Annotated in this window: 21 protein-coding genes and 1 pseudogene; 11 read left to right on the forward strand and 11 right to left on the reverse strand. The window is 64.4% G+C overall.

Annotated elements, in window-relative coordinates:
- Nucleotides 1-36: 36 nt before the first annotated feature.
- Both ACP7EY_RS12745 and ACP7EY_RS12750 read right to left on the reverse strand, forming a co-directional pair.
- Entirely contained in the window at nucleotides 37-933 is an 897-nt protein-coding gene (locus ACP7EY_RS12745; RefSeq protein ID WP_426194051.1) for a serine hydrolase, read from the reverse strand.
- Nucleotides 934-1184: 251 nt separating this feature from the next.
- Nucleotides 1185-2195 (reverse strand): sulfate ABC transporter substrate-binding protein, encoded by a 1011-nt coding sequence (locus ACP7EY_RS12750; protein WP_426194053.1) that lies wholly within the window; start codon nucleotides 2193-2195, stop codon nucleotides 1185-1187.
- Nucleotides 2196-2432: 237 nt separating this feature from the next.
- Between ACP7EY_RS12750 and ACP7EY_RS12755 the strand changes: the two genes are divergently transcribed.
- The 3 genes from ACP7EY_RS12755 (at nucleotide 2433) to ACP7EY_RS12765 (ending at nucleotide 4244) form a co-directional block, all read left to right on the forward strand.
- Nucleotides 2433-2972: a GNAT family N-acetyltransferase gene (locus tag ACP7EY_RS12755; protein WP_426194055.1), complete on the forward strand. Its 540-nt coding sequence runs from the start codon at nucleotides 2433-2435 to the stop codon at nucleotides 2970-2972.
- 115 nt (nucleotides 2973-3087) lie between these two features.
- Entirely contained in the window at nucleotides 3088-3786 is a 699-nt protein-coding gene (locus ACP7EY_RS12760; protein ID WP_426194057.1) for a YcbK family protein, read from the forward strand.
- 158 nt (nucleotides 3787-3944) lie between these two features.
- Nucleotides 3945-4244 carry a DUF378 domain-containing protein gene (locus ACP7EY_RS12765; protein WP_426194059.1) on the forward strand — a complete coding sequence of 100 codons (300 nt, stop codon included), beginning with the start codon at nucleotides 3945-3947 and terminating at the stop codon, nucleotides 4242-4244.
- A gap of 99 nt (nucleotides 4245-4343) precedes the next feature.
- On the opposite strand, the gene ACP7EY_RS12770 is transcribed toward ACP7EY_RS12765, so the two are convergent.
- Nucleotides 4344-4550 carry a DUF3460 family protein gene (locus tag ACP7EY_RS12770; RefSeq protein WP_426194061.1) on the reverse strand — a complete coding sequence of 69 codons (207 nt, stop codon included), beginning with the start codon at nucleotides 4548-4550 and terminating at the stop codon, nucleotides 4344-4346.
- A 140-nt stretch (nucleotides 4551-4690) separates the two neighbouring features.
- Between ACP7EY_RS12770 and ACP7EY_RS12775 the strand changes: the two genes are divergently transcribed.
- The 3 genes from ACP7EY_RS12775 to ACP7EY_RS12785 are packed head-to-tail and all read left to right on the forward strand — an operon-like array spanning nucleotide 4691 to nucleotide 6693.
- Nucleotides 4691-5134: a hypothetical protein gene (locus ACP7EY_RS12775; RefSeq protein WP_426194063.1), complete on the forward strand. Its 444-nt coding sequence runs from the start codon at nucleotides 4691-4693 to the stop codon at nucleotides 5132-5134.
- Between the two features lie 47 nt (nucleotides 5135-5181).
- Nucleotides 5182-5994, forward strand: a complete 813-nt coding sequence (locus tag ACP7EY_RS12780) for a transporter substrate-binding domain-containing protein (RefSeq protein ID WP_426194065.1) — start codon at nucleotides 5182-5184, stop codon at nucleotides 5992-5994.
- 9 nt (nucleotides 5995-6003) lie between these two features.
- Nucleotides 6004-6693, forward strand: a complete 690-nt coding sequence (locus ACP7EY_RS12785) for an amino acid ABC transporter permease (RefSeq protein WP_426194067.1) — start codon at nucleotides 6004-6006, stop codon at nucleotides 6691-6693.
- Between the two features lie 84 nt (nucleotides 6694-6777).
- On the opposite strand, the gene ACP7EY_RS12790 is transcribed toward ACP7EY_RS12785, so the two are convergent.
- A complete protein-coding gene (locus ACP7EY_RS12790) occupies nucleotides 6778-8454 on the reverse strand; it encodes an electron transfer flavoprotein-ubiquinone oxidoreductase (protein WP_426194069.1) in 1677 nt (558 codons plus the stop codon).
- 271 nt (nucleotides 8455-8725) lie between these two features.
- Between ACP7EY_RS12790 and ACP7EY_RS12795 the strand changes: the two genes are divergently transcribed.
- Nucleotides 8726-9502, forward strand: coding sequence for an SDR family oxidoreductase (locus ACP7EY_RS12795; RefSeq protein ID WP_426194071.1), 777 nt, complete (start codon nucleotides 8726-8728; stop codon nucleotides 9500-9502).
- A 45-nt stretch (nucleotides 9503-9547) separates the two neighbouring features.
- Here the strand turns inward: ACP7EY_RS12795 and ACP7EY_RS12800 are convergent, their stop codons facing one another.
- A complete protein-coding gene (locus tag ACP7EY_RS12800; RefSeq protein WP_426194073.1) occupies nucleotides 9548-10117 on the reverse strand; it encodes a LuxR C-terminal-related transcriptional regulator in 570 nt (189 codons plus the stop codon).
- Nucleotides 10118-10257: 140 nt separating this feature from the next.
- Here ACP7EY_RS12800 and ACP7EY_RS12805 point away from each other — a divergent pair, with 140 nt between their 5' ends.
- Both ACP7EY_RS12805 and ACP7EY_RS12810 read left to right on the forward strand, forming a co-directional pair.
- Nucleotides 10258-10956 (forward strand): CoA transferase subunit A, encoded by a 699-nt coding sequence (locus ACP7EY_RS12805; protein WP_426194075.1) that lies wholly within the window; start codon nucleotides 10258-10260, stop codon nucleotides 10954-10956.
- Between the two features lie 33 nt (nucleotides 10957-10989).
- Entirely contained in the window at nucleotides 10990-11640 is a 651-nt protein-coding gene (locus tag ACP7EY_RS12810) for a 3-oxoacid CoA-transferase subunit B (RefSeq protein ID WP_426194077.1), read from the forward strand.
- Nucleotides 11641-11728: 88 nt separating this feature from the next.
- On the opposite strand, the gene ACP7EY_RS12815 is transcribed toward ACP7EY_RS12810, so the two are convergent.
- Nucleotides 11729-12988, reverse strand: a complete 1260-nt coding sequence (locus ACP7EY_RS12815; RefSeq protein ID WP_426194079.1) for a TonB family protein — start codon at nucleotides 12986-12988, stop codon at nucleotides 11729-11731.
- Nucleotides 12985-13362 carry a BlaI/MecI/CopY family transcriptional regulator gene (locus ACP7EY_RS12820; RefSeq protein WP_426194081.1) on the reverse strand — a complete coding sequence of 126 codons (378 nt, stop codon included), beginning with the start codon at nucleotides 13360-13362 and terminating at the stop codon, nucleotides 12985-12987. The genes ACP7EY_RS12815 and ACP7EY_RS12820 overlap by 4 nt, the downstream gene beginning before the upstream one ends.
- A gap of 140 nt (nucleotides 13363-13502) precedes the next feature.
- On the opposite strand from ACP7EY_RS12820, the gene ACP7EY_RS12825 reads away from it, so the two are divergent.
- Nucleotides 13503-14231 carry an SIMPL domain-containing protein gene (locus tag ACP7EY_RS12825; RefSeq protein ID WP_426194083.1) on the forward strand — a complete coding sequence of 243 codons (729 nt, stop codon included), beginning with the start codon at nucleotides 13503-13505 and terminating at the stop codon, nucleotides 14229-14231.
- 40 nt (nucleotides 14232-14271) lie between these two features.
- Here ACP7EY_RS12825 and ACP7EY_RS12830 read toward each other — a convergent pair.
- Nucleotides 14272-14466 (reverse strand): annotated as a pseudogene (locus ACP7EY_RS12830) (IS1595 family transposase); the annotation flags it as partial.
- Between the two features lie 336 nt (nucleotides 14467-14802).
- The gene (locus ACP7EY_RS12835; protein ID WP_426194086.1) at nucleotides 14803-16104 is read right to left on the reverse strand and encodes a dicarboxylate/amino acid:cation symporter; all 1302 of its coding nucleotides are present in this window, start codon (nucleotides 16102-16104) and stop codon (nucleotides 14803-14805) included.
- 226 nt (nucleotides 16105-16330) lie between these two features.
- Here ACP7EY_RS12835 and ACP7EY_RS12840 point away from each other — a divergent pair, with 226 nt between their 5' ends.
- Nucleotides 16331-18712, forward strand: a complete 2382-nt coding sequence (locus ACP7EY_RS12840) for a serine/threonine protein kinase (RefSeq protein ID WP_426194088.1) — start codon at nucleotides 16331-16333, stop codon at nucleotides 18710-18712.
- 73 nt (nucleotides 18713-18785) lie between these two features.
- Here the strand turns inward: ACP7EY_RS12840 and ACP7EY_RS12845 are convergent, their stop codons facing one another.
- A complete protein-coding gene (locus tag ACP7EY_RS12845; protein WP_426194090.1) occupies nucleotides 18786-20063 on the reverse strand; it encodes an amidohydrolase family protein in 1278 nt (425 codons plus the stop codon).
- A 91-nt stretch (nucleotides 20064-20154) separates the two neighbouring features.
- The gene (locus tag ACP7EY_RS12850) at nucleotides 20155-20949 is read right to left on the reverse strand and encodes a 3-hydroxybutyrate dehydrogenase (protein ID WP_426194093.1); all 795 of its coding nucleotides are present in this window, start codon (nucleotides 20947-20949) and stop codon (nucleotides 20155-20157) included.
- Nucleotides 20950-21068 lie beyond the last annotated feature (119 nt).

Below are 21068 nucleotides of genomic sequence, written 5' to 3' on the forward strand. Positions count from 1 at the left end.
TGCAAATCAGGGGCCAGTGCGCCCCTGTGCTCTGGCTTAGCGGCGGGCGCGTGGCTTGAGGTGGCGCGCCACGCGGGTGCGCAGCGCCACCTTGGTGAGACGTGCTTCGCGCGGTTGCGCGCGCGCGTGCCGCGCCTCGGCAGCGTCGGCACCACCCATCAGGCGGCGGATCGACATGGCGTCGAAAGCGCGCGTGGAGGAGGCGCCGGCGTTGAGCAGCACCAGCGTGGCGTTCTTGCCGGCCGCCTTGATACGCATGATCAGGCAGCGTCCCGCTTCCTGCGTGTAGCCGGTTTTCGACAGGCCGATATCCCAGCCCTTGGCGCCGACAAAACGGTTGGTGTTGTGGTATTCGACGCCGCGGCCATTGATGTTGATGATGTCCTTGGCGTCGGTGGTGATGCGGGTGATTTCCGGGTAGTTCGAGGCGGCCACGGCCATCTTGATCAGGTCGGCGGCAGTCGACTTGTTGTTGGGCGACAGGCCGGTCGGCTCTTCGATGCTGGTCTGGGTCATGCCCAGCGCGGCAATTTTCGCCTTGACGGCAGCCTTGAACGCTTCGGTGCCGCCCGGATAGGTGCGGCCCAGCGAGGCGGCGGCGCGGTTATCCGACGACATCAGGGCAAGTTGCAGCACATCGCGGCGGGCAATGCTGGCGCCGACGGGCACGCGCGAGGTGCTGTGCTTGAGCATGTCGACGTCGACCTTGTCGATCGAGATGGCCTCATCGAGGTTCTGTTTCTTGTCCAGCACTACCATGGCCGTCATCAACTTGGTCAAGGAGGCAATGGGGACGATGACATTGGCATTCTTTTCAATCAGTACTTTGCCGGTGTCATCTTCAACAACCAGCACGGACTGCGAACCGAACGGACCGGCGAGGGCAGCGCCAGCAACGATCGACATCGCAACGGTGGCGAACAATTTTTTCATTTGGACATTTTCATGGGGCGTTCAACATCGGGCGCGCCGTGGCGCGGCGGATGTGGAAACAACTAGACGGAAGGCAACTACACGTGGGGAAGATAGCATTCATGTTGGGCAATGTCCATGGTGCACAACCGTATTCATGCTACAGGCTGGCATTTTAATGAAAAAAGGCCCTGCGTCCGCGCAGAGCCTTTTTAAATGAACAATACTATTTTTCAGATTGCTTGTCGTTTTGCTTCTTTTATGGGGAGCGTTTATTTCGACGTGTAGATTTTGTCGAACTCGCCGCCGTCGTCAAAGTGTTTTTTCTGCGCCGCCTTCCAGCCGCCAAACAGTTCGTCGACGGTGAACAGGGTGATCGGCTTGTAGTTGGCGGCGTATTTCTTGGCCACTGCCGCCGAACGCACGCGCATGAAGTGCTTCGCGCCGATTTCCTGGCCGGCCTCGGAATACAGGAAATTGAGGTAGGCGGTGGCCTGCTTGCGCACATTGCGCTTGTCGACCACCTTGTCGACCACGGCCACCGGCGACTCGGCCAGGATCGAGGTGGATGGATAGACCACCTCGAAATTGTCACCAAACTCGGCGCGCACGAGTTGCACTTCGTTTTCGAACGTCACCAGGGCGTCGCCGATCTGGCGCTGGGTGAAGGTGGTGGTGGCGGCGCGGCCGCCACCGTCGAGCACCGGCACGTTCTTGAAGATGCGGCCCACCAGTTCGCGCGCCTGCGCTTCGGTGCCGCCTTTTTTCAGCACCGAGCCCCACGCGGCCAGGTAGGTATAGCGGCCGTTGCCGGCGGTTTTGGGATTGGGAATGACCACCTTGACGTCGGCCTTGGCCAGGTCGTCCCAGTTCTTGATCTGCTTGGGGTTGCCCTTGCGCACCAGGAACACCATCGTCGAGTAATACGGCGCGGCATTGTTGGGGAATTTCTTGGCCCAGTCGGGCGCGACCAGGCCGCGCTCGGCCAGCATGTCGATATCGTTGGCCTGGTTCATCGTCACCACCGACGCCTCGAGGCCGTCGGCGACCGAGCGCGCCTGCTTGCTCGAGCCCCCGTGCGATTGCTTGATGACGACGGTTTCGCCCGTTTTTTGCTTGTAATCGGCGATGAAGGCTGGGTTGATGTCCTTGTACAGTTCGCGCGCCACGTCATATGAAACGTTGAGCAGCTCGGTGTCGGCGGCGCGCGCGGCCAGCGGCAGGGCGAAGGCGCCCAGCGTAAACGCGAGCAACATGCGGCGGGTGAACGGAATACGTGTCATGGTGGCTTTTACCTTATGAGGAGACAGGCTGGTATGTTCGTCAATACCGGCCCCGAAAGGAAGAACAATTTTGTCATAAGCTTAATCGGCTACCGTGCGCCGCGCTCTTATTATTTGCTGCCCGATGGTGTGCACGAGCCGCGCACAGCAAGCGGCGGCGCTTGCGTGTATAGTCCATCCTGAGTAGTACCTTAGTAATTAGCAATAATTTTTCCCTTTCACCATTATCCATTGTTCATGAAAATCGGACTCACCACCCGCGCTGCCGTGGCCGCCGACGCCGAGGCGATCTGCACCGTGCTGCGCCAGGCCATCCTGGAAAGCTGCGTCGACGACCACCGTCACGACCCGGCCATTCTCGACGCCTGGCTGGGCAACAAGCAGCCGGCCCAGGTGGCGGCGTGGATCGCCGTGCCGGCCAATTACATGGTGGTGGCCGAGCGCGCCGATGGCATCGTCGGCGTCGCCCTGATCAACCAGGCCGGCAAGCTGGCCCTGTGCCATGTCTTGCCGCTGGCGCAGCGCCAGGGCGTGGGCAAGGCCCTGCTCGACGCGGCCGAAGCGCGCGCGCGCAGTTGGGGCGTGGCCACCGTGCGCATCCACGGCACCATCAACAGCCGCGGCTTCTATGCGCGCTTCGGTTACCTCAATGCGGGCAAGGACAAGACCTGCTACGGCGTCGACAGCGACCTGCTGTGGAAGCAACTCGACGCCGTGCCGGGCGCGCAGGGCGGCAACAAGCGCTTTTGCAGCTGCAATTCCGGCAATTCGCAATAATTCCCGCCGCGCCCGTGAAAACGGCGCCGTTTCGGCAAACGCTTGCGTTATAGTGAGCGCCTCAATTTTGACCACGTCTGATATGGCTTCGCGCAGAGAATTTCTTCACCAAGGTTTGACCCTGACCGCGCTGGGCGCGCTGTCGACCCCGCTGATCGGCTGCGCCACGGCGGCCGGCACTGCCAAGTCCGCCACTGCCGCCACGGCGCATGCCCGCGCCCCGGCCGCGCCAACCCGCGTGGCCAGCGCCGGCAGCAAGGCGCCCACGCTCATCGCCGCCACCGACATGGCGCCGCCGCCGGACATTTTCGACGCCCAGGCGCTCGACATGGACTTCTGGCTCAAGCCGCGCACCTTGTCCGTGATCCGCCCGCAAAGTGGCGAGCGCGCCAGCGTGCTGTACTGGAAAGACGGCCAGGTCATCGACGCCGCCTACCAGGAATTGTGCCACTTGATGCGTGACGTCAACGGCAAGGAAACCGCACCCATCGATCCCAAGCTGTTTGAAACCCTGTGGGGCACCCAGGCCTTCGTGGCCCGCTACGGCATCGACCAGCCGCTCGAGATCCTGTCGGGCTTTCGCACCGCCAAGTCCAACTCGCGCCTGATCGAGCAGGGTGTGCCGGCCGCGCGCCAGTCGCTGCATATCAAGGGCATGGCCGCCGATATCCGCATCGCCAACCTCAATGCCGAGGTACTGGGCGGTCTGGTGCGCAGTTTCCGCCAGGGCGGGGTGGGCTTCTATTACCGCTCGGGCCCGAAGGGGGGCTGGATTCACGCCGACACGGGCTTGAAACGGACCTGGAAGGGCTGACGCCTTGCTGCGTCGGTCTTGCACGCAGCGAGGTTTTTTTGTCATCGCCCTCAAACTCTTTGCCCTCGACGCTGTCCAATCGTTTTGCCGGCGGTGTGGCCGGCCGCGGCGCCGCCCGTGCGGCGTCGTGCCGATTCGACAGACACAAGGAGCTTACGATGGCAACTATGAACATTCCCGCAAATGATCGCCGCCACACGCCCGAACGTCGCCAGACGCCGCTACTCGGCAGACGTAGCACCGGCGTGTCGGTGATCGATTACCTGGCCATGGCCTTGATGATCATCGGCGGACTGAACTGGGCTGCGGTGGGCTTGTGGGGCATCGACGTCGTCGCCAGCCTGTTCGGGGTGGCGACGCCGATTGCCCGGGTCATTTACATCCTGGTGGGACTGGCCGCCCTGTACGGCATTTACCTGGTGGTGCGCATGGCGAAGGTCAGTTCCAAACTGGCATAAGGCGCCCGCCGCGAGGGGCGGCGCGCAGGGCCGTGCCCGTTTCTCTGGCGCCGGCGCCTGCTGCCCGACGGCGAAGGCGACGGCGCCTTCGCCGTCGTCTTATTTGTAGGCGTAGCCCTTGACGGGCACCGCGTCGTCGCGGCGCACCACCAGGTCGGCCTGTGCCACGGGCCGGTCCCACCAGATGTGCCAGCCCCGCTGCTGGCCAGGCGCCACGTTCGGATGGTCCGCCATGAAACGATCGAGAAATTGTTCAAAATCGGATACGTAGCCCTGTGTCCGGTATGCCAGTTTCGCCGACTTCATCGCGCCTCCCCCGGCCGTGCCCCATCGTGTGCGCTCGTCGCCAGCGCGCCCCCGCTTGTACGCGATCGTCGAAATGCCGTACGATACGCGCGGTCAGCCTTGATTTTTCGCACAGGCTTCAGCTTTTCTATCGCGTGATCATGAACCCAAGTCTTACCCCAGGCGGCGAAGCCCTCGACGCCGCCCCGAGCGCCCCCGCACCCCGTTTCCGCGCTGTCCCCTGGACCGCACTGGAAACGCCGCAAGATGTCGAATTGTGGATCGACGAGCACAACCAGAGTCTGCAGGAACATATCGCCCCCCAGGAAACGGGCTACGGCGTCTGTTTTACCTTGGCCGTGGGCGGCAAGGTGTTCATGCAGACCACGGGCGACGCGATTTTTCTCGACGTGGAGGCCGACGCCGCATGGATCGCCCCCTTGCTCACGGCAGCAACCGGCGCCCAGCCGCCTGCCGGTCAGCTGTGGGTGCTGCCGGAAGACCGCCTGGTGCAACTGGTGCTGGGCATGTCGCCCTTGATCGCCACCACCACTTTGATCGTCGGGCACCGATTCGGTTCCCGCAATCGTTCGATGGCCGCCTGATCGCCGCGCTGCCTCGATGAACCGCTTACCTTGATCCCGGACCCCGCATGCACGCTTACCATTTTTCGCGGCCCCGTCAACTGCTCGCTCGCCTGATCGCCGTCGCCGCTTGCGCCAGCCTGGCGCTGCCGGCGGTGGCGGCCGACCTGTTGGCCACCGTCAAGCAGCGGGGCGCCCTGCGCGTGGCCATGGAGGGCACCTATCCGCCCTTTAATTTCAAGGACCAGAAAACCGGCCAGCTCAGTGGTTACGACGTCGACGTCGCCCGCCTGCTCGCCGCCAGGATGGGTTTGAAGGTGGAATTTGTCGCCACCGAGTGGTCTGCCATCCTGGCGGGCCTGGGGGCCGGCAAGTACGACGTCATCGTCGGCCAGGTCGGCATCACGCCCCAGCGCCAGCAAGCCTTCGATTTTTCTTCCCCTTACACGTATTCGAGCCCGCAGTTGATCGTTCGCAAGTCTGACACGGCCACCTACGCCAGCCTCGACAGCCTCAAGGGCAAGAAGCTCGGCGTTGGCCAGGGCAGCATTTTCGAGCAGCAGGCCAAGGCGGTCGGGGGCATCGAGGTCAAGAGCTATCCGGCGGCGCCGGAAAATCTGCAGGATCTGGCCAATGGGCGCGTCGATGCGGCGCTCAACGACAGCCTGATGGTGGCCTACCTGCTGAAAAATTCGACCCTGCCCATCAAGGCGGGCGCGCGGGTGGGCAAAGTCGAACGGATGGGCATCCCCTTTGCCAAGGGCAACCCGCAATTCGCGGCCGCGCTCGACAAGACGCTGGCCGCCGTGGCGGCCGATGGCAGCCTGACGGCCATTTCCATCAAGTGGTTCGGCACCGACGTCAGCCGCGCAGCGCCGTAAGCGGACGGCATGGATATGGCTGGCATGGAAGCGGCGGGCGTCGAGCTCATCGGGCTGTTGCGCGCGGCGGCGCCCACCATGTTGACGGGCGCCGCCTACACGCTGGTGTTCGCCATGGCCTCGATGGTGGGCGGCTTGTGCCTGGGTTTTCCACTGGCCCTGCTGCGCATGTCGCGCCGGCGTGCCTTGCGCTGGCCGGCCGCGCTGTATGTGAGCGTGATGCGCGGCACCCCCCTGCTGGTCCAGATTTTCGTGATCTATTATGGCTTGCCCAGCATCGGCATTGAATTCACGCCCGTCGTCGCGGGCGTGCTGGCGCTCTCGCTCAACGCCGGCGCCTACCTGTCGGAAAGCCTGCGCGGCGCCATCGACAGCATCGGCCCCGGCCAGTGGCGCGCCAGCCTCAGCCTGGGCCTGAATCACTGGCAAACCCTCGCCTACGTCATCCTGCCGCAAGCGCTGCGGGTGGCGGTGCCGTCGATGAGCAATACCTTGATCAGCCTGATCAAGGACACCTCGCTCGTCTCGGTCATCACCATGACGGAATTGATGCTGACGACCAAGGAAGCCATCGCCACCACCTTCCGCCCGCTGCCCCTGTACCTGGCGGCGGCGGCGCTGTACTGGTGCATGAGCCTGGCATTCGAGGCCCTGCAAGGCCGCCTCGAGCGAAAACTCGGGCGCGCCCACCGTGCATGAAAAAGGCGCTGTCACCGTCACGGTGAAAGCGCCAAAAAAAACCGGCCCGCAGGCCGGTTCAAGCAACAGCTGGGTTTGCCGTGCTTACATATTTGGGTAATTCGGCCCGCCGCCACCTTCGGGCGTCACCCACACGATGTTCTGGGTGGGATCCTTGATGTCGCACGTCTTGCAGTGCACGCAGTTTTGCGCATTGATCTGCAGGCGCTCCTTGCCATTGTCGTCGGCGACATATTCATACACCCCGGCCGGGCAATAGCGCGCTTCCGGACCCGCGTACGTGGCCAGGTTGATGTTGACGGGCACTGCCGGATTTTTCAGGGTCAGGTGAATCGGCTGGTCTTCGGCGTGGTTGGTGTTGGAAATGAACACCGAGGACAGGCGGTCGAAGGTCAGCTTGCCGTCCGGGCGCGGATAGACGATGGGCTTGTAGTTGGCGGCCGGCTTGAGGCATTCGTGGTCGGCGTGACTGTGGTGCAGGGTCCACGGCGCCTGGCCGCGGAACACGATCTGGTCGATGGCCGTCATGACGGCGCCCACCACCAGGCCCTTCGACAGCCAGGGCTTGACGTTGCGGGCCACGTGCAACTCTTCCTTCAGCCACGACGCTTCAAAGGCGGCCGGGAAGGCGGCCAGTTCGTCATGCTGGCGGTTCGCTTGCAGGGCGCCGAAGGCCGCTTCGGCCGCCAGCATGCCCGTCTTGATGGCGGCGTGGCTGCCCTTGATGCGGCTCATGTTCAGGAAGCCCGCATCGCAGCCGATCAGGGCGCCGCCGGCGAACACCAGTTTTGGCAAGGATTGCAGGCCGCCCGCCGTGATCGCGCGGGCGCCGTAGGAAATCCGCTTGGCGCCTTCGAAGAAGGTGCGGATGGCGGGGTGGGTTTTATAGCGCTGGAATTCTTCGTAGGGCGACAGGTAGGGGTTTTCGTAGGCCAGGCCGACGACGTAGCCGACCGCCACCTGGTTGTTTTCCAGGTGATACAGGAAGGAACCGCCGTAGGTGTCGTGCGCCAGCGGCCAGCCGGTGGTGTGGATCACCAGCCCGGGCTGATGCTTGGCCGGATCGATCTCCCACAGTTCCTTGATGCCAATGCCATAGGACTGGGGGTCCTTGCCAGCGTTCAGGTCATACTTTGCCATCAACTGCTTGCCCAGGTGGCCGCGCGAGCCTTCCGCGAACAGGGTGTACTTGGCGTGCAATTCCATGCCCAGCTGGAAATCCGGACCAGGCTGGCCGTCGCGCTTGACGCCCATATTGCCGGTGGCGACGCCCTTGACGGCGCCATCTTCCGTGTACAGGATTTCAGCGGCGGGAAAGCCGGGGAACACTTCCACGCCCAGCGCTTCGGCCTGCTGACCGAGCCAGCGGGTGACATTGGCCAGGGAGATGACGTAGTTGCCGTGGTTTTCGAAGCAGGCCGGGACCATGAAGTTGGGCGTCTGGTAGGCCTTCGTTTCCGTCAGAAACAAGATCCGGTCTTCCGTCACCGCCGTGTTGAGGGGGGCGCCCAGTTCTTTCCAGTTCGGGAACAGTTCGGTCAGCGCGCGCGGGTCCATCACCGCGCCCGACAGGATATGGGCGCCCACTTCGCCGCCTTTTTCCAGCACGACCACGGAGACTTCCTTGCCCTGTTCGGCCGCCATTTGCTTGAGGCGGATCGCTGCCGAAAGGCCGGCCGGACCGCCACCGACGACGACGACGTCGTATTCCATGGCCTCGCGCGGGCCGTACTGTTCGAGAAGATTGATTGGCTCTGTCATGGTATTTTTTATGGGCTCGAAAAATTTAAGCACGAGTGTGCGGCTTTTTGGCGCCGATTGCAACGGCGCCCGCTATTTTACGGGCATATTGCGCCAATATTAGGGCGCTTCGTCTAAACCGTGCCCGGCCATGCCACCAGCGCGGTTTTGCGGCAACGGGCGTTGCCGCACCGGCGCCATCGCCGCCCCATCTTGCCGCCAAAATCAGGCGCTCTGGCGCTGGTAATTTATGTAATGATGACGCTTTGTCTGGACAAGCACAGGAGCGAACGTGGGCATTGAAGTCAATTTCGAAGGAAAGATCGCGCTCATCACGGGCGCTTCGAGCGGGCTCGGAGCCCGTTTTGCCAAGGCCCTGGCCGGCGCTGGCGCACAGGTGGTGCTGGCCTCGCGCCGTACCGACCGCCTCAAGGAACTGCGGGCGGAAATCGAGGCCGACGGCGGCGCCGCCCACGTGGTCGCGCTCGACGTCACCGACATGGCCAGCATCAAGAGCGCCATTGCGCACGCCGAAACGGAAGCGGGACCGATCGATATCCTGGTCAATAATTCGGGGGTATCGACCACCCAGCGCCTGGTCGATGTCACCGAAGACGATTATGGCTACGTGATGGACACCAATTTGCGCGGCGCCTTTTTTGTGGCCCAGCAAACGGCCAAGCGCATGATCGCGCGCGCCAAGGGCGATCCCAAAAAACAGCACCGCATCATCAACATCGCCTCGGTGGCCGGTTTGCGCGTGCTGCCCCAGATCGGCATTTATTGCATGAGCAAGGCGGGGGTGGTGCAGATGACCAAGGCGATGGCCGTCGAATGGGGCAAGTACAACATCAACGTCAATGCCATCTGCCCCGGCTATATCTCGACCGAAATCAATGAAGATTATTTCGACACCGAGCAAGGCAAGAAGCTGATCGGCATGCTGCCCCGCAAGCGCGCCGGCAGACCGGAAGATCTCGATGGCCTGCTGCTGTTACTGGCCGCCGAAGAATCGCATTTCATTAACGGCGCCATCATCACCGCCGATGACGGCATGACGGCGCAGTAAACACGCGCACAACGCGCGGCGCGGGCGATGGCGGCGCCATCTGCCCTAGCGCGATACGCCGACGAGCTTGTGCACCAATTCCGACGAGGTCGACGCCGAGAACTTGCGCATCAACTTGGCCCGGTGCATTTCCACCGTGCGCGGACTGAGGTCGGTTTCGCGCGCGATGACCTTGCTGGTCTTTCCTTCGACCAGCAGGGCGGCGATTTCCCGTTCGCGCGGCGTCAATTCGGCCGTGACAGGGCGCTTTTCGCTGAGGTCTTCGAACGTCCACACGCCCGCGCCCAGCGGTTGCTGCGGATTGAGCGCGCGGCCACTGACGTGGCACCAGAACAATTCACCATCGGCGCGCCGCATGATGCGCTCATCGGAATAGCGGCCCCTGGCATTCATGATAGGGACGATGCGGTCGCCCGTGCGCAGGAATTCATCGAGCGTCGGGTACAGCGTCAGGAACGAACGGTCCGTCAGTGTTGCCAGCGGATAGCCGAACATCGAGGCCAGCGCCTCGTTGGCAGACTGGATCACGCGATCGACGGAGATGCACATGCCGACCGGCGCGTACTGGAAAATGGTCTCGTAATCGAGTGCGTAAGATGTCTTTAGCGGAGTCAAACGTGTCTTGCCTTGTGCTGGGGAATTGGCCGGTAGTTCTACGGTATTGTGCTTTTGGCTGCCGTATTTTATGCTGAGACTCTACTCTGGTGGTCATAAAGCGCGTGCGTAGGCGCTCTCAATAATATTTAGGGGACAGTATGAACAAAGTGTATCCCGATGCGGCAGCAGCGCTGTCCGGTATCGTCAAAGATGGTCAGACCATTGCCGTCGGCGGCTTCGGCTTGTGCGGCATTCCGGAGGCGCTCATCGTTGCCTTGCGCGATTCCGGCGTGACCGGGCTGACCGCGATCTCCAACAATGCCGGCGTCGACGACGCCGGCCTCGGTCTGCTGCTGCAAACGCGCCAGATCAAGAAAATGATTTCGTCCTACGTGGGCGAGAACAAGGAATTTGCCCGCCAGTACCTGGCCGGCGAACTGGAAATCGAATTCACGCCGCAAGGCACCCTGGCCGAAAAACTGCGCGCCGGCGGCGCCGGCATTCCCGCCTTCTATACCAAGACGGGGGTGGGCACCATCGTCGCCGAAGGCAAGAACGTGCGCCAGTACGGTGGCGAAGACTACATTCTCGAAGAAAGCCTGGTATCGGACGTGTCCCTGGTCAAGGCCTGGAAAGCGGACCGCTCGGGTAACCTGGTGTTTCGCAAGACGGCGCGCAACTTCAATCCGAATGTGGCGATGGCAGGCAAAATCACCGTCGTCGAAGTGGAAGAACTGCTGGAAATCGGCGAAATCGATCCCGACCACGTGCACCTGGCCGGCATTTTCGTGCAGCGCATCGTTGTCAACGCCCACCCGGAAAAACGCATCGAACAGCGCACCGTGCGCCCAAACTAAAAAAATTATTCGTAAAAATATCGGGAGACTGACATGGCATGGACTCGTGACGAAATGGCTGCGCGCGCAGCGAAAGAATTGCAGGACGGTTTTTATGTAAACCTGGGCATCGGCTTGCCGACCCTGGTGGCCAACTATGTGCCCAAGGATATCGAGGTCTACCTGCAGTCGGAAAACGGCTTGCTGGGCATCGGCCCGTTCCCCACCGAAGACCAGGTCGATGCCGACGTCATCAATGCCGGCAAGCAGACGGTGACGGAGTTGCCGGGCGCAGCCTACTTCAGCTCGGCCGATTCCTTCGGCATGATCCGCGGCGGCAAGATCAACCTGGCCATCCTGGGCGCCATGCAGGTGTCGCAGTACGGCGACCTGGCCAACTGGATGATTCCCGGCAAGATGGTCAAGGGCATGGGCGGCGCGATGGACCTGGTGGCCGGCGTCACGCGGGTGGTGGTGGTGATGGAGCACGTGGCCACTGCCAAGGATGGCAGCACGTCGCCAAAAATCCTCAAGCAGTGCAATCTGCCGTTGACGGGCGTGCGCGTGATCGACCTGGTCATCACCGACCTCGGCGTGATCGAGGTGTCCGATGCGGGCCTGAAGCTCATTGAGCTGGCGCCGGGCGTGAGCAAGGAAGACGTGGTGGCGGCAACCGAAGCGGACATCGACGTCTCGGCCGTATAAACAGTCTGCCCTAACAAACAGGCTGGCCGGGCAATTAATTGCCCCGCCAGCCTGTTTGTTTACCGGCGTCTGCGGCGGCGGGTAACGTTTACTTGAGCGCCCAGGTGTAGGCGAGGGGCGACCATGCTTGCACCGCCACGCCGTTTTCCAGTGCTGGCCGGAAGCTGCACAAGGCGATGCCGCTGCGGGCTGCTTCGTCGAGCGTCACGTGGCCGCTCAATTGGTCGACCCGTGAGTCGATCACCTTGCCCGTGGCATCGACCAGGAATGCCAGCTTGACCGTGCCCGTGTGTTCGGCGCGCAATGACGCTTGCGGCCAGACGGGCTTGGCGCAACTGGCGAAATTGACGATGGCCTTGGTGCGTACGCTGGTGCTGTCGGCGTGACTGGCCAGCGGTGCCTGGGCGCAGCCGGCCACCAGCGCGGTGGCCAGCCCCAGCACGGGCAGCGCCGCTTTCCAGTCCAGGCGCTGCGCATCGGGGCGCAGCAATCGCTTGATACGGACCATTAATTCTCCTCCTGTGGCGGCCAGCGCCAGTGTAGTGTGGGAAAACTGGATTTTTTCCAGTTCGGACAGGGCGCGCGCCAGCCGGCGCTTGCCCACGTAGTGCGCCGCCAGGTCGTCGGCAATCTGCTCGCGCTCGATCCGGATGCGAGCGGACAAGTACCAGACGGCGGGGTGATAGAACAGCAGCGTCTCGACGACGTTTTGCAGCAGGTTGACCAGGTAATCGGCCCGCTTGACGTGGGCCAGTTCGTGGGCGATCAGCGCTTCGAGCAAGTCCGGCGGCATGCCCGTGAGCAGGCTCGACGGCAGCAACACCAGCGGACGCCACCAGCCGGCCGTGATCGGGCTGGCAATCGTGTCGACGACGCGCAGGCGCAGCGCTTGCGTGATGCCCAATTGGCGCGCCAGCAACTCCATGCGCGCCTGCCAGTGGGGGGCGGCCGCGCCGCCGGCACCGGCGCGGCCGATCCAGCACAGACCCACCACCATGCGCGCAGACAAGGCCGCGGCGCAGGCGGCCCAGGCCAGCACGATGGCGCCCAGTTGTCCCTGCAGCCAGGCCAGGGGGAGGCCGGCACCGCTGCTGACGCCAGCCGTGAACAGGGGCGCGGTGCCTGCGCCGCCGCCGGGCGCCGGCGCGCACAGGCGCAGCAACAGGTCGGCCGCCGGCCATGCGAGGCAAGCGAGCAAGGCGCCGCAGGCGAGGGCGTAACGGGCCTGCGGGCGGGCGTTGCGCAGCACCAGCAGGCCGACCGCGGCCAGGCAGGCGATCAGCGTGCCCTGCCACACAAAATGCAGCAAGGTCCAGCCCAGCTGGCCGATCACGGTGCTTGCGCTCATGGCTGATCGTCCTTGAGCAGTTGTTCGATTTCCTCGCGCTCCTTGCTGGAAATGCCACTGCGCAAGGCTGCCAGCACCAGCGCCTTGGCCGAACCGGCGAAGGCTTTCTGGATCAGGTCCTTGAGCAGATTGGTCTGCAGGCTGTCCTGCGCCTGGGCCGGGGCGTACACGTGCGAGCGCTGGCGGTCGTCGCGGATCAGCAAACCCTTGCCATGCATGATCTGCATCAGCCGCAGCACGGTGGCGTAGGTGACGTCGGGCCGTTCGGCCTGCATGGCCTGGTGGACCTGGCGCGCGGTGGCGGCCCCCAGCGGCCACAGGGTTTGTAGCAGGTCAAGTTCGGCGGCGGTGGGTTTGGCGATGGCAGCGGGCATGGTGTTCTCCGGGAGATCAGAAAGAGTAGAGCATCTAGACATCAATGTCTAGATATTTATTTGACGGCATCGCGCAGGGATTTCTTGCTTATTGGCATGGGCATAAATAACATAGACATTCTTGTCTATCAGGAGTTCCCATGTCCAAGCACCATGCCCTTCGCGCCGTCCTGGTCGCCGCCACGCTCATGTTCGCCTGCCGCGCCGGCGCCGCCGAGTTTCCCGACTATCCCTTCATTCATACCAGCGGTAGTGGCGTTGTGTATGTCGCGCCCGACCTGGGCGAGATCGATTTCGAAATTTCCCTGTTTAATGCCGACCCGCAAGCGGCGCGCGTGGCCGTGGACGCCCGTATCGCCGCCATTCGCGCGCTGCTCGACAGCGCCGGCGTGCCATCGGCCGACATCGACATCCGCGATGTCCGCCGCGATATTCGCAAGGCCGATCCGGCGCAGGCCGGGCTGGTGCAGTACGACCTCAAGTGCGGCGTGCATATCAAGATTGCCGATCTGTCGAAGTGGCGCGAGGTGGTGGGGCCACTGATCGTCATGCCCGAGCTCGATGGCTTCATGATCGGCTTCGATTCGAGCAAGCGTGCTCAGGTCGAAAGCGAACTGACCGCAGAGGCACTGAAAGCGGCGCGCCGCCGTGCCGAGGCGATCGCCGACGGCGTGGGCCGCAAGCTGGGCCTGGCCAGCGCCGTCTCGACGGGCGACCTGAAGAACGTCACCCGCGCCGTCGGGCTGGGCGGTGTCCAGGGCGTTGGCTATCGCAGCCCGGTGCGCGCCGACCCCGATCGCGAGGGTTTGTTGATGATCGTGCCGATGAAGTTGTCGCAATCGGTGGACGTGATTTACCGCTTCAAATAAAAAGGCGCTTTCACCGTTAGCTGTTGAGTTTCTTTCGAGCTCAAGCGCCGAAGTGACCGAGCGCCGCTGCGAGGAAGCGCTCGGCGTTGCCGATGCGGCGCAGGTCGATGGCCCAGCACCAGCCCAGGTAATTGTCCAGATAGCGCGTGGCCACGCCGTTGAAGTGATGGAGCCACCGTTTAAAGCGACTGTGATAAGCGTTGACGTTTTGAATGTGAATGGCTTCACGTACACGAACGCCCTGGCGCGATGCGCAGCGGGGACACACGCTGTGCGCACGGGCGATCTGGTCGATCAGCGCGGCAATGCGCTCGCCGTTGACGAGCGCCGACATGAAACAGCACACGGCCAGCCTCTGGTGCGTATTAAAGGCGCGCAGCCGGGAGAACAGGCGGGTGAAATCAGGACGGACCTGCTTGCCTTGTGCCACGCTGCTCTCCCATCACGTCGGTGGAGCAGGATTGACCTCAGCAATTCAAATCGGTTCGGGGTCGACCCACAGCAAACGGTGAAAGCGCCAATAAAAAAAACGCCGGCGATGCCGGCGTTTTCGCAGGGCGCGTCAAACCGCTCAGGCAGCGTCGCGCACGGGGAACATTTCCTTGTCGTCTTCCAGGTGGGTCGGATGGCGCAGTTCGGCCGCCAGGCGATCGTGGTCGAGTTCATTTTCCCATTTCGACACGACGATGGTGGCCACGCCGTTGCCGATGAAATTGGTCAGCGCGCGGCACTCGCTCATAAAGCGGTCGATGCCCAGGATCAGCGCCATGCCGGCCACGGGAATGGTTGGCACCACGGCCAGGGTGGCGGCCAGGGTGATGAAGCCGGCACCGGTGATGCCGGAGGCGCCCTTCGAGGTCAGCATGGCGACCCCGAGGATGGTCAGCTCCTGCCAGATGGTCAGTTCGGTGTTGGTCGCTTGCGCCACGAACAGGGCGGCCATGGTCATGTAGATGTTGGTGCCGTCGAGGTTGAACGAGTAACCGGTCGGCACCACCAGGCCCACCACCGATTTGGAGCAACCGAGCTTTTCCAGCTTGCGCATCAGGGCCGGCAGGGCCGATTCCGAGGAACTCGTGCCCAGCACGATCAGCAATTCTTCCTTGATATAGGAAATGAAGCGGAAGATCGAAAAACCCGTGTACTTGGCAATCGTGCCCAATACCACCACCACGAACAGGAAGCAGGTCAGGTAGAACGAGCCCATCAGCTTTGCCAGCGGCACCAGCGAAGCGATGCCGAATTTTCCGATGGTAAATGCCATGGCGCCGAAGGCACCGATCGGGGCGACTTTCATGACGATGCCGACCACGCCGAAAATCACGTGCGAAACGTCATCGATGAGCTTGGTGACGGGACGGCCCCGTTCGCCCAGCATGGACAGGGCCACGCCGAACAGGATGGCGATGAGCAGCACCTGCAGGATTTCACCCTTGGCGAACGCATCGACAAAGGTGGTGGGAATGATGTTCATGACGAAATCGATGGTCGACTGGTTCTTCGCCTTGGCGGTGAATTCGGCGATCGACTTGGTGTCGAGGGTGGCGGGGTCGGCATTAAAGCCCGCACCCGGTTTGAGCAGGTTGGCCACGACCAGGCCGATGGCCAGCGCGAACGTCGACACCACTTCGAAGTAGAGCAGGGCCTTGCCGCCCACGCGGCCGACTTTTTTCATGTCCTGCATGCCGGCGATGCCGGCGACGACGGTACAGAAAATGACCGGCGCGATGATCATTTTGATCAGCTTGATGAAGCCGTCGCCCAGCGGCTTCATGTCGACCGCCAGTTTCGGATAGAACACGCCCAGCAGCACGCCGCAGACAATGGCGAACAACACCTGAACATACAGGATTTTATAAAACGGTTTTTTCATGGTGGCCTCGCTTGCTGCAGGTGAGTGTGACGGTGATCGTGATAGCGGACTATCATCGGCCAAACGGCAGGGGCGGGCAATTGTGGTTTTCCACATCGCGCAATGCTTTGACGGGGCGCACCGCAGCCGTAAATACCACCCGGGCGTGAATAAGAGTTGTGCTAGGCATTGCAACAAAATATACTCGGCAGGACAAGAATTGTTGATTTTCGTTACGAATGCTGCCATGAACCTGCCCCTCCACGAATCCGCCAACGCCATCCTCTATCGCGCCCTCGACCTGCCCGCTGGCGATCGCCAGCAGTTCATCGCCCAGGCCACTGCCGGCGAGCAGGCCTTGTTCGACGATGTACGCGCGATGCTCTCGCGCATCGAACAGCTCGACCAGTTCCTCGAAGATCCCCTCGAACTGCCGGTCGAGCAGAAGGCGCCGGCGCCCGTGCTGCCCCGCCATGGCGACATCATCGGTGGCTGGCGCGTGGAACAGGAGCTGGGCCGCAACGGCGCCGACCTGATTTTGCTGGTGCGACGCGAGGCGGGCGCAGGCGGTGAGCTCGCGTTCGGCACCATGCGGCTGGCGCAGGCGGCCTCGCGCACCGGCCAGACCACCACCCGCTTCGAGCGCCTGCGCGAGCGGCTTGCCGCGCTCGACCATCCGGCCATCCCGGCGCCGGTCGACGGCGGCATCACCGCCGACGGCCGCCCGTATTTCGTCGTCGACCGGGGCGCTGGCATGCCGATCGACCGCTACTGTGCCCAGCAGGGCCTGGACCTGGCCCAGCGCGCGCTGCTGTTCGCCAGCGTCTGCGACGCCGTCCATTACCTGCACCAGCACCTGATCGTCCACCGCGACCTCAAGAGCGCCGATATGCTGGTGGCGCCTGGCGGCGCCGTCAGCGTGCTCGACGCCGGCATGATCGGCGACGGCTGGGCCGTCAACCCCGCCTTTACCAGCCCCGACCAACTGGCCGGCCAGCCGCTGTCGGTGAGCACCGACATTTATTCACTGGGCGCCGTGCTGTTTAGCCTGTTGACGGGCAGGTATGTCCATGGCGTCGATGCGGGCGGCGTATTCAAGACGGGCGGGCAGGTGGTCGCGCCCGCGTCGACCGTCATGCTCGACGCTTTCGAGCGCGGCCTGGACGGCGCCACCGACCTGGCGGTCGATCCGTTCTTCGCCCCGGCCGACGCCGCCGCCGCACAGGCCCGGGCGGCGTGCTTGCGCAGCTGGTTTGACCCGATCCTGGCGCGCGCGCTGGCGGCCGCGCCGGCCCAGCGCTACGCTTCGGCGCACGCGCTTGCGCGCGAGCTCGAGCAGGCGGCGGCGCGGCTGCAGGCGGACGGCGCCGCGGTGCCCGCCGTGCCGGACGATGCCGCACCGGTACGCGTGGCGCCGGCCCTGCTGGCGGCAGCCGCTGACGATGCCGAACCGGCCAGCAGCGCCAGCAGCGCCAGCATCGCCAGCATCGCCGCCGCACCGGCTCCGCACTCTGCTCAATACACTGAGGCCGCCATCGCCGACGCGTCGGCCGCGCCACGCCGCCGTCCGCTGGCGCTGGCGGTGGCCATGCTGGTGGCCGGGCTGCTGGTGGGCGTGCTGGCCGCGCCCTGGCTGCAGCAGCATGGCATCCCGCCGGCGCCGCGCCTGCGCGGCGCGGTGACGGCGCCGGCCACGGTGGCGGCCGTCGCCACCAGCGCCGCGTCGGCCGCCACCAGCCGGCCGGCCCAGGGCGCCGCGCCGCAGTCGGCCAGTTTTCCCGCCGCCCTTGCGCTGGCCGACAGCCGGCGCGCCGCCGGCGACCTGGCCGGCGCCCAGCAGGCCGCCCGCGAGGCGCTGGCGCTGACGGCCAGCGTGGCGCAGCCGGCGCGCGACCAGGCCAGCGCCGACGCCAACCTGCGCCTGGGCGCGATCCTGGCTGAGCAGGGGCACACCGGCGACGGCCTGGCGGCCTTGCGCCAGGCGCTGGCCCTGCACGAGTCGCACGCCTTGATGGACAATGGCGGCAACGGCGCACCCGTGCAGGCGGCCCGTTCGGGCGCCGACGTGCGCCTGGCCATCGCCCGGGTGCTGGCCGCCACGGGCGATGATGCGGGCGCCGAAGCCGAACTGGCGGCGGCGCGCTCGGTGTATGCGGCCCAACTGAAGTCGACCCCGGCCGACGCCGCCCTGCACACGGGCTTGCTGTCGATCGAAATGGCGCTGGCCGCCAGCCAGAACGCGCAAAAGCATGGCCGCGATACCGTCAACACCCTGGCGGGCCTGCGCCGCCTGGCTGGCGCCAGCGGCGACGCGCGCATCGATTTGCTCGAAGCCTACGTGCAGCCGCGCGGCACGCCGGAGAAGGCGCACGCGCAGGCCCAGTCGGCGCTGGCCCGGCTCAGGCAAAGCAATGGTGAGCCGGTCGATGCGGTGCAGGCGCGCGCGCTGGCGCAGTCGCTGACGATGGCGGGCGAGGTGGGCTTGCGGGCGCGCCAGAACAAGACCGGTTGCGCCAATTTCGACGAGGCCGGCGCGCTCCATGAAGGTCTGGCGTCTAGCCACCGCGCCAATGCCTTCGACCAGTTGGCGCAGCAGCGGCTGGCGCAGTTGCGCCAGGACTGCAAATAAGACGGCGCGTTCACGGCAGCGGTGAGCGCGGCCCAGGCAGGCAGCGCGCCTGGCCACTGTGCGCGCGCCGCGTTTATTGCGGCGCTACCACCATCCCGCCCTTCATCACCAGGCCGACGTGCCTGAGCGCGTCGATGGTGGTGGTGGGGTCGCCCTCGACGGCGACCAGGTCGGCCAGCCAGCCAGGCTTGATCCGCCCCAGGTCGGCGGACTTGCCCAGGATGGCCGCATTGACGGTGGTGGCCGCCTGCAGGGCCTCGACCGGCGTCATGCCCAGTTTCACCATCCATTCCAGTTCGCGCGCGTTGCTGCCATGGGCGAACACGCCCACGTCGCTGCCATTGCCGATGATCACTCCCACCTTGCGGGCGCGCGCGAACGCCTGGGCCGCCAGCGTCATCGACGGGGTCGGCGCGCCGCCCCGCACGTGTCGCTGAAAATATTCGCCCGTCGCTTCCGGTGCGCTCAGGGTGGGAATATAGGCCACGCCTTGCTCTTTCATCAGGCGAAAAGTCGCTTCGCTGATGCCGTAGCCATGTTCGACGGTGTCGGCGCCGGCCTGCACCGCCATGCGGGTGGCCGCGTCGACGCTGGCGTGCACCGCCACCTTGCGGCCGCTCACGTGGGCGGCCGCCACCAGCGCGTTCATTTCTTCCTGCGTGAAGGTGGGGCGGGTGCTGCCGTCGATGCCGGTGCGGTAATCGGCGTAGAACTTGATCCAGTCGGCGCCGCGCGCGCTTTGTTCGCGCACGGCGCGGGTGACGCCATCGACGCCGGTGGCTTCCTGCGCGCCTTGCGGCAGGTTCATGTCGGCCCGGTAGCTGCGCGGACCGGGGCCGTAGCTGCTGCTGGCGACGATGGCCAGGGTGGCGATGAACAGGCGCGGACCGGCGATGACGCCGTCGTCGATGGCGCGCTTGAGCGAGACGTCGGCATAGCCGGCGCCCTCGGTGCCCAGGTCGCGCAGCGTGGTAAAGCCCGCTTGCAGGGTGGCGCCGGCATGGCGGGCGGCCAGCAGGGTGCGGTACTCGACGCTCTCCTTGAGGACCTGGTCGTCCCAGCTCGTTTCGTTGTACGGGTGCAGCAGCAGGTGCGAGTGCAGGTCGATCAGGCCGGGGATCAGGGTCTTGCCCGGCAGCGCGATGCGCTCGGCGTCGGGCGGCACGCTGATGCTGTCGGTGGGGCCGGCGGCGGCGATGCGGCCGTTGGCCACCAGCACGCTCCATCCCGCATGGGGCGCACCTTCGCCCGTCCAGGTGCGCTCGGCGCTGAGCAGGACCGGCCGGGTCTGGACCGGCGCCGCGTGCAGCACGCCGCTCACGGCGAGCAGGACCAATGAAAACAGGCGCATGGGCGTTCTTTCAAAAAAAACAGGCGTACCGGCCAGTGGACCGCCTTGTCGGACCGTGGCAACAGCACGGTGTCACGGTGCTCACAAGCTGTTATTGGGCGACCCAGCCCCCATCCATGTTCCAGGCCACGCCACGCACCTGCTCGGCGGCGGGGCTGCAGAAGAACACGGCCAGCGCGCCCAGTTCTTCCGGGGTGACGAATTCGCCGGACGGCTGTTTTTCGGCCAGCAAGGCCTGCTTGGCGACGTCGCCACTGACCCCGTCGCGGGAGGCGCGGTCGTCGACCTGCTTTTGCACCAGCGGCGTGAGCACCCAGCCCGGGCAGATGGCGTTGCAGGTGACACCGGTCTTGGCCGTTTCCAGCGCGGTGACCTTGGTGAAGCCGATCAGGCCGTGCTTGGCGGCGACGTAGGCCGATTTTTGCGCCGAGCCGACCAGGCCGTGGACCGAGGCCAGGTTGATGATGCGGCCCCAGTTTTTCTGCTTCATGCCGGGCAGGGCCAGGCGCGAGGTGTGGAAGGCGGAGGTCAGGTTGATGGCGATGATGGCATCCCATTTCTCGACAGGAAAGTCTTCGATGTTGGCGACGTGCTGGATGCCGGCGTTGTTGACGAGGATGTCGACGCCGCCAAAGCGGGCCTGCGCCTGCGCCATCATGGCCTCGATCTCGGCGCCCTTCGACATGTCGGCATTGCTGTAGTCGGTGGCTACGCCAAATTCGGCCGCCACGTCCTGGACCAGCGCGGCGATCTGGGCGGCGTCGCCGAAGCCGTTGAAAATCACATTGGCACCCTGGGCGGCAAGGGCGCGGGCAATGCCCAGGCCAATGCCGGAGGTGGAACCGGTAACCAGGGCGGTCTTGCCGCTTAACATGGTGCTATTCATGATGTCCTCAATTAAAATGGGATGGTTTCTCGACCGAAGGGCGCAATACAACGTTGCTGAGATTTTAATCGCAACGCCCGGTAAAATGTCGTTTGCAGCGAAATTTGACGTTCTTAAGG

The organism is Massilia sp. DWR3-1-1, assembly GCF_049898325.1.
GTDB lineage: Bacteria > Pseudomonadota > Gammaproteobacteria > Burkholderiales > Burkholderiaceae_D > JAFCUW01.